This is a genomic window from Candidatus Thermoplasmatota archaeon (assembly GCA_022848865.1).
Classification (GTDB): domain Archaea; phylum Thermoplasmatota; class Thermoplasmata; order RBG-16-68-12; family JAGMCJ01; genus JAGMCJ01.
This window is the reverse complement of record JAJISE010000062.1, coordinates 1-7,523: the sequence shown is the minus strand read 5'-3', so window position 1 is coordinate 7,523 and position 7,523 is coordinate 1. Positions and strand designations below refer to the sequence as shown.

The 7,523-nt window shown below is 61.7% G+C and carries 5 protein-coding genes and 1 tRNA gene; 2 read left to right on the top strand and 4 right to left on the bottom strand.

Annotated elements, in window-relative coordinates; translation table 11 throughout:
• A partial coding sequence (locus LN415_09100; protein ID MCJ2557241.1) for a hypothetical protein occupies positions 1 to 1,308 on the bottom strand: 1,308 nt, incomplete at its 3' end.
• A 302-nt stretch (positions 1,309 to 1,610) separates the two neighbouring features.
• Between LN415_09100 and LN415_09095 the strand changes: the two genes are divergently transcribed.
• Positions 1,611 to 1,684: transfer RNA gene (locus LN415_09095), tRNA-Ile, on the top strand.
• Positions 1,685 to 1,694: 10 nt separating this feature from the next.
• Here LN415_09095 and LN415_09090 read toward each other — a convergent pair.
• The gene (locus tag LN415_09090) at positions 1,695 to 3,035 is read right to left on the bottom strand and encodes a TldD/PmbA family protein (protein MCJ2557240.1); all 1,341 of its coding nucleotides are present in this window, start codon (positions 3,033 to 3,035) and stop codon (positions 1,695 to 1,697) included.
• The gene (locus tag LN415_09085) at positions 3,035 to 4,423 is read right to left on the bottom strand and encodes a TldD/PmbA family protein (protein MCJ2557239.1); all 1,389 of its coding nucleotides are present in this window, start codon (positions 4,421 to 4,423) and stop codon (positions 3,035 to 3,037) included. The genes LN415_09090 and LN415_09085 overlap by 1 nt, the downstream gene beginning before the upstream one ends.
• A gap of 99 nt (positions 4,424 to 4,522) precedes the next feature.
• Between LN415_09085 and LN415_09080 the strand changes: the two genes are divergently transcribed.
• The gene (locus tag LN415_09080) at positions 4,523 to 7,270 is read left to right on the top strand and encodes a DEAD/DEAH box helicase (protein ID MCJ2557238.1); all 2,748 of its coding nucleotides are present in this window, start codon (positions 4,523 to 4,525) and stop codon (positions 7,268 to 7,270) included.
• Here LN415_09080 and LN415_09075 read toward each other — a convergent pair.
• The coding region (locus LN415_09075; GenBank protein ID MCJ2557237.1) for a hypothetical protein at positions 7,271 to 7,523 on the bottom strand (253 nt) is incomplete at its 5' end.

The window sequence follows — 7,523 nt, the reverse complement described above, 5'->3', positions numbered from 1 at the left end:
GATCATGAAATCGTGGTGGACGGGCGCCCTGAAGTTCTGGGTATATGTCAGTGACGTAATCACAACATTCGTCGACTGATTGTAAGCGAAGATCTGAAGGTCGTTCGAGTTCCCGGAGTTCTGTGCGAAGCAGTACAGCTCCTGGCTCGACGGACCCGTTGGGATCGAGTAGGCGACATCGGCGAAGTCGAGCGTGTTGCTTGCCGCTGGACCGTTGTAGACGAGCACGGGCTTGTCGGAGCTCACCTTGACATAGTCGAGATCGAACTCGTTTCCCGGGCTGATGATGTTGACCGCCGGTCCGGAGGCCCGTGCAATCATCTGGCCACTGCTGAAGCTCTGCTTCGTTGCCGTGTAGAACTCATACGTGCCGTCGGAATCATCACCGTCCAGAGTCACATTGAACGAATCGTCACCGTCGCTCAGGTCCACTATATAGACGTGCGTGTCGTCCTCCAAGGGGAATACCGTCAGATAGCTCCTCACATACGTGTAGAACAGGGTCCCCCTCTCGACACCCTCGTCCCCCGCCGAGTAGGAGGGCGGTGTGGCCGACCAGTCGTTCAGGTTCGGGCTTCTCGAGCCCTTGCCCACCAGGACGGACGCGAGTACGTTGCTTGTCACGTGAACCGTGTCCTCCTCGAATCCTGTGATGTAGTATATCTCTATCTCGGAATCCGAGTAGTCGAGCTTGGGGGAGGCTGACGTCAGCGTGTAGTCGTCGTCCGTGTCCGCGTCCTTGTTCGTCACCATGTCGTCCACTGTGATACTGGTGGGCGTGCCTGGATCCTTGAGGGCGAAGATGTACATCTCCTCGTCCACGAAGCCGAGGAACTCGTAGCCGAGCTCCGTGCCGCTCCTTCCCGTCTCTCCGTAGGCGGGGACGTAGGACATCCACGGATTGGCGCTTCCAGGATTGAGGTATCCCGTCCAGATGGTCACGGGCTTTGCGGCGGTCCCGCCTGCCGCATCGGATGTGACGACCTTCAGCCTGATCTCCTGGTTGAGGTTGCCCACTCCGCCCTTCTCCTCCCAAGAGTCGCCGGAGTTGCTCAGGATGAAAGGGTTCGCTATCGGCGGGCTCGAGAGCCGCGAGTCGGTCGTGCTGAGCAGTCCTCCAGTGTCGAGGTCGTACAAGTGGACCTTCGTGTCAGGCTCCTGGGCCATAATGATGAGATCGCCGGACCAGAACGTGAGGAACTCCGTCCCCGTCGCTTGGCTCATGATCTCCTCGCCCACGGGCACATACAGCGGACTAATCGATGAAATCAGCACGACACACATCAATGCGGAACAGAGGCCCCTCATTCGTATCCCCCGCTTTCTAAATGGGTTCCTGGATATTTAATGATGAGCAGAAAAAGGAGGGAGGAGCCGTCGCGTTCATAGAACTCTCGTCCGGCATCCAGCATCTGTGATGGAGCGCTTGTCACCCCCCTCCAGGCCAGCGTTATCTCGGGAGAGAATCAACACTGTCTGTTACGGCTCAATAAGTCCATTATGAGCAGCATATATAAGGCTCATCGGGAAACCACCAATTCGGATACCACATACCAACTCCGATACCACTGCTACAGTCTTAAATATGGAAAAGCGTATTCTCGCGACGAGGGCCCGTAGCTTAGTCTGGTGGAGCACCTGGCTCATAACCAGGGGGTCGTCGGTTCAAATCCGGCCGGGCCCATTTTTCGCTCTTAAACGCTCGTGACGGAGACGTTCTCCAGCCTCACCCAAGGGGCGATGAAGCTCATTATCCTCTCCGTCTCCTTCGATATGCCGCTGATCTCGTTGAGGAGCTCGAAGACGTTGCCGGCCGCGAGGGTCTCCCTTATCGGGTTCACCTTCTCCCCGTTCTCGACCAGGTAGCCGCCCTTCACGGCACCGGAGAAGTCCCCGCTTATCGGGTCCGGGACGCCCGAGAACCTGCTTATGATGACGCCTTTGGTCGTCTCGCCGATCAGGCTGTCGATTTCGGCATCTCCGGGTTCGATCATGAGGTTCGTCGGCGCGATCCTCGGTGGGCCCGAGATCCCGCCAGATGCGTGGCCCGTGCTCTCCCGCTCCTCCTTCCTCGCAGTGAGCGTATTGTAGAGGAAGTTCTTCAGCACGCCCTTCTCGATTATCGGGAGCGGTCGGTGCGGCAGTCCCTCTCGGTCGAAGCTCGACGAGCCCAGCCGGCCGGGGATGAGGCCGTCATCCCGCACGGTCAGCTCCTCCGAGGCGACCTTCTCGTCGATGCGCCCCGCGAATCCGCTCATGCCCTTCTGGACGGCATTCGAGTTCGTGGAGAAAACGATCACGGGCGCAAGAAGGTCCACCACCGTGTTGGGGTTCAGTATCACCGTTCCCTTGAAGCTCTCCGTCTTCTTCGCGCCGAGGGAGTTGACGACTGTCTCCGCCAGCGCCCTCGCGCTCGTCTCGACCTCGATCTCGTCCACACGCCTGGTCCCGTTGAAACGGTAGTCGAAGCTGGAGACATCGTCGCCCTCTACCGCCATGCCCAGGATGACATGCGTGAAGGCGCACGCCTCCTCGGAGGCCTCCACCCCGCTCGAGTTGACCACTGCGGAGCGTCCGACGTCGGCGGAGAAGTAGCCGCTGTCCACAGTGACCCTGGGATCGTAGTCCTTGGCGGTCTTCAGGAGCTTCGTGGCGTTCTCCAGGGCGTCGTCCATAGTGAAGTCCTTGCTCCTCGGGTCGTACAGCCCCTCGACCTTGCTGACCGACTTCGCGCCGGGAAGCTCGTTGAACTTGAGCGGGGGCGCCCGTTTCGCGAGTCCCACCGCCTTCTCCGCGGCCTTCGCGATCTCCGCCTTGGTGAGGTCGTTGACCGATGCGAAGCCCAGTGAGCGGTCCAGGATCACTCGTACTCCTATTCCCGAGAGCTCCTGGCTCTTCCCTATCTTGATCTCGTTCCTCTCGATGGAGACGTTGATCTCCTTCCCGCCAGCGGCGAAGCCCTCCGCTTCCGTCGCCCCGAGCTCCACGGCCTTCTTGACCGCGTATTTGCATGCATCTAGAACGTCGAGCATCATCACCCCTCCTGCCTCCCGCCGATGATCGCCCTGCAACGGAGAGCGCCACCACCGCCGTCGACCTTCGCCCTCTGGAACTTGCCGCAGTAGCCGACGCCTATGTCGAGGAGGAAGTCCTTACCGATGGCGTCGACGCTCTTGAGCACATCGAATGCCTGCCCGTTTATCGTGACGCCTCTGAGGAGCTCCTTCACCTCGCCCTTCTCGATCCTGTACGCCTCGTCCACCTCGAACATGAACTCGGCGTTGGAGTCCGCCTGTCCGCCCCCCGCTCCGCGCATCAGGTATCCTTCCTTCACGTCCTCGATCATCTCCTCCAGCGAGTGGTCGCCCGGAAGGATGTACGTGTTGGTCATCCTGATTATGGGCTCGTCCGTGTACTCGAACGCCCGAGCGTTCCCCGTCGGCTCGGTTTTGAATATCAGGGCCGTCTCGCGGTCGTGCAGGTACGACTTGAGCACGCCGTCCTCAATGATCCTCGTCGTCCTGGCGGGGACGCCCTCATCGTCCACGAGCACGTTCCCCGTGCCATGTGAATCCTCCGGCGGGTTCCCGCTGTCGACGAGGGTGACGAGCTCGCTCGCGAGCTTCTGCCCAAGCTTGCCCTTGGTTATGGACCCGGACAGCACGAAGTCCGCTTCGACCGTGTGCCCGATCGCCTCGTGGCTTATGAGGCCCACAAGCGAGGGTTCCAGTATCACCGTGGCCGACTCGCCCTTCGCGTGCTTCGCGTGGAGCAGCTTCGAGGCGAGATCGCAGGCATCCAGTGCAAGCTGCTGTGGCTCGTTCCTGCGCCAGAGGTCCTTCCAGCCGCCCGTGACGCTCGCCGTTTTCGCGGCCGCGACCCTGTCGCCGTTCTCGGAGGCGACGGCGTAGACGTAGAACTCCGGCTTCACGTCATGGAGCTCGAACTCGGCCCCGTCCGTGTTGGCCACCATCTTCCTGTCGACGAGCTCCGAGTAGACCGATATGGCCGATTTCACGTCCTTCGACTCGTCCTTCGCCGTCTTCTCGGCCTCTATGACGAGGTTCATCTTCTCCTCCAATGAGTGGTTCTCGATTGGGTCGTTCACCACGGGGTGGAATGCCCCTCTGGCCAGCTTGACGTCCGCGAGCCCCTCGACCTTCTCCGTCCGGTTCTGGGAGGCGACCTTGGCGGCCTTCTCCGCGTCGCGGAGACTGCCCTCTATCGCACTGCGCTCGAGAACGTTCGTACTGCTGAAGCCCCACGAACCGTTGACCAGGGCGCGGACTCCCACGCCCGCGTTCTTGAGGTAGGAGGCGTCCTCGAGCTCTCCCGCAGCTATGCGGATGTACGTGGACTTCCTCTCGTGGAACCTCATCTCTGCGTAATCGCCCGAAAAAGAGGATAGGCATTTCCTAAGCATATCTAGCAACAAATCACCGCTTGTAGAACGAGCGTGTCGTATATCTCATTTCCCGCCGTGGCGTCAAACCTTTTTATGCGGTCCACCGTTTATTGTCTGATGGACGTCCTGAAGCGCCTCAGACCGGAGATCTCTGACGCGGCAACGAAGCTCGGGTTCGAGACGCTCACGGAGCCGCAGGTGAAGGCGATCCCTCTCATCGCAGACGGAAAGAACGTCCTCCTCGTCGCCCCGACGGGCATAGGGAAGACGGAGGCTGCGGTGCTCCCGCTGATGAGCTGGATCCTCGACAAGAACCCGGAGCGCATATCCGTCCTGTACATCACACCTCTGCGGGCGCTCAACCGCGACATGCTCGAGCGGATGCGGGTCCTCGGTGAGATGCTCGACATCGACGTGGCCGTGAGGCACGGCGACACGCCCCAGTCCGAGCGGACGAGGCAGTCCAAGAACCCGCCGCAGATACTTATAACGACGCCCGAGACGTTCCAGATCATGTTCACAGGGAAGAGGCTGCGAGAGCATCTCAAGAGCGTCCGGTCCGTCGTGGTCGACGAGATCCACGAACTAGCGGGAGATGAGCGGGGCGGGCAGCTCGCCGTCGGCCTCGAGCGGCTCGTCAGCCTGGCGGGCCACGAGGTCCAGCGCATCGGCCTGTCCGCCACCGTCGGCTCGCCCGCAGAGATAGCCTCGTTCCTGGCGGGGGTCGGGCGCGAGATCGAGACCGTGGTCCTCGACATACCCAAGGAGATGAGGATCGAGGTCCACTATCCACAGCAGGGGAAGGAGGACGCCAAGCTCTCGTCGAAGCTGAAGATGAGCGAGGAGCACGCGGCGGCGATGAGAGTATGCAGGGCCCTGATAGAGGAACACAGGTCGACGCTCTTCTTCGTCAACACGCGGGACACGGCCGAGTTCCTGGCTTCGCGGTTCAGCCACTGGAAGGGCGGTCCCAACGTCGGCGTTCACCACGGCTCGCTCTCCAAGGACGTTAGGATCCACATGGAGGACGACTTCAAGGGCGAGACGACCAAGGCGCTCATCTGCACGTCCTCGATGGAGCTGGGCATTGACGTCGGCTCGGCGGACTTCGTGTTGCAGTACAACTCCCCGCGACAGGTCACGCGGCTCGTCCAGCGCGTCGGGCGGTCAGGGCACGGCGTGGGCGAGGTCTCCGACGGCGTTACGATAGCGACCGGCCCGGACGACTTCGCCGAGGCCTGCGTCATCGCCAGGCGGGCGTTGAGCGGGGAGCTCGAGGTCTCGAGGGTCCGCGAGAACGACCTCGCGGTGCTGGCGAACCAGATAGTCTCGCTCACGATGGCACAGCCCTCCTATCACATGGACGAGGTCTACGAGATGTTCAGGCGGGCGCACTGCTTCAGGAACCTTCGTCGGAAGGAGTTCCTCGATGTCGTGGAGCAGCTCGGCCAGATTCGGGCGATATGGTTCAGGGACGACAGGATCGGCAGATCGAGGGGGTCGATGACGTACTTCTACGAGAACATCTCCATGATCCCCGACATCACGACGTACAAGGTCGTGGACATCTCGACGCGCAGGACGGTCGGCACGCTCGATGAGTGGTTCGTCTCCGAGCACGCCAAGCTCGGGGCGACGTTCGTGATGAGGGGCTCGAGCTGGAGGTTCGTGGAGTTCCAGGAGTCGATCATCCTGGTGGAACCCATCCCCGAGATCGGGTCCGTGCCGAGCTGGCTGGGAGAGGAGATCCCCGTCCCCTTCGACGTCGCGATGGAGGTCGGGCGGCTGAGGAGGCTACGGGACTACTCCTCGTATCCGTGCAACGAGTTCGGCGTCCGGCAGTTCGAGGAATATCTCGACAAGCAGGGGGGCAAGCCCGTGCCGACGGACAAGCTGGTCACGGTGGAGGCGGGGAAGAAGACCGTGATCATCAACGCGTGCTTCGGGAGCAAGGTCAACCAGACCCTGGGGCAGATGATATCCTCCTTCATGTCCGCGAGGCTGGGCGAGAGCGTGGGCATCATGACAGACCCCTACCGGATCGTGCTCAGCGTGCCGCAGTGGTACGACCCCGCCAAGGTCAGGGAGCTGCTCTTCCCCAAGCATCTGGACGGTGTCCACTCGCTCATGAGGGTCATCCTGAGGAACTCGACGTTCATGAGGCGCATCTTCGTCCACGTCGCCAAGAAGTTCGGCGCCATCAGGCGGGACGTGGACTGGGAGGCGGTCAACCTGCCCAAGATGTTCAAGGCGTACGAGAACTCGCCCCTGTCCGACGAGGCCATCGAGAAGGCCATCTGGGAAAGGCTGGACATCGACGGGGCGGTGGATGTCCTCAAGATGATCGCCGACGGCGAGATCGAGGTCCAGGTCGGTTCGCTCTCCCCCATCGGGAAGGCGGGCATCGAATGGTCGAGGGCGTTCCTCATACCGCGCGAGGTGGACCGGGAGACGCTCATCGTGCTGAAGAAGAGGATCGAGGACGCGTACGCGGTCCTGTACTGCATGAACTGCGGGTCGGCGAGAAGGGTGCGGGTGGGGGACCTCCCGCCAAAGATATCGTGTCCGGTGTGCGAGGGCGTCATGGTGGCGGCGGTCCATCCCGCGGAGAGGGAGAAGACCAAGCTGCTCAAGAAGAAGGGGCTCACGGCCGAGGAGAGGAAGGATGCCAGGCGCATACAGACGGCCGCCAACCTCGTGAAGGCGCACGGGAAGAGGGCCGTACTGGCACTGATGGCGAGGGGCGTCGGTGCCGCCAACGCCGCCAGGATCCTCAGAAGGTGTCACGACAGCGAGGAGGACTTCCTCCGGGACATACTGGCCGCGGAGGTCACGTACGCGAGGACCCGAAGGTTCTGGGACTGATCACGACTCATGCGGCGCAATGTCCTCGAGCTTCTTGGCCGTCCGCGAGATCTCCCTCCTCAGGACCGCGGAAATCTTCTCGACCGGGGCCACATAGTACAGGTATGCGAGCTTGCCCCGGGCGGTCCTCACGGCCTCCCGCTCGAGTATGCCCTTCCTGGTCAGAAGAACGAGGTATTTCCTCACGCTCCTCTCGGACCTGCGGACCCGCCTGACTATCTCGCGGACGTTCAGCTTCTTGGTCGTCCTCGCG

Excerpts from the sequence above, each read along its gene's own strand:
- LN415_09090 (MCJ2557240.1), bottom strand. The coding sequence starts at position 3,035 with ATGATGCTCGACGTTCTAGATGCATGCAAATACGCGGTCAAGAAGGCC.
- LN415_09085 (MCJ2557239.1), bottom strand. The coding sequence starts at position 4,423 with ATGCTTAGGAAATGCCTATCCTCTTTTTCGGGCGATTACGCAGAGATG.
- LN415_09080 (MCJ2557238.1), top strand. The coding sequence starts at position 4,523 with ATGGACGTCCTGAAGCGCCTCAGACCGGAGATCTCTGACGCGGCAACG.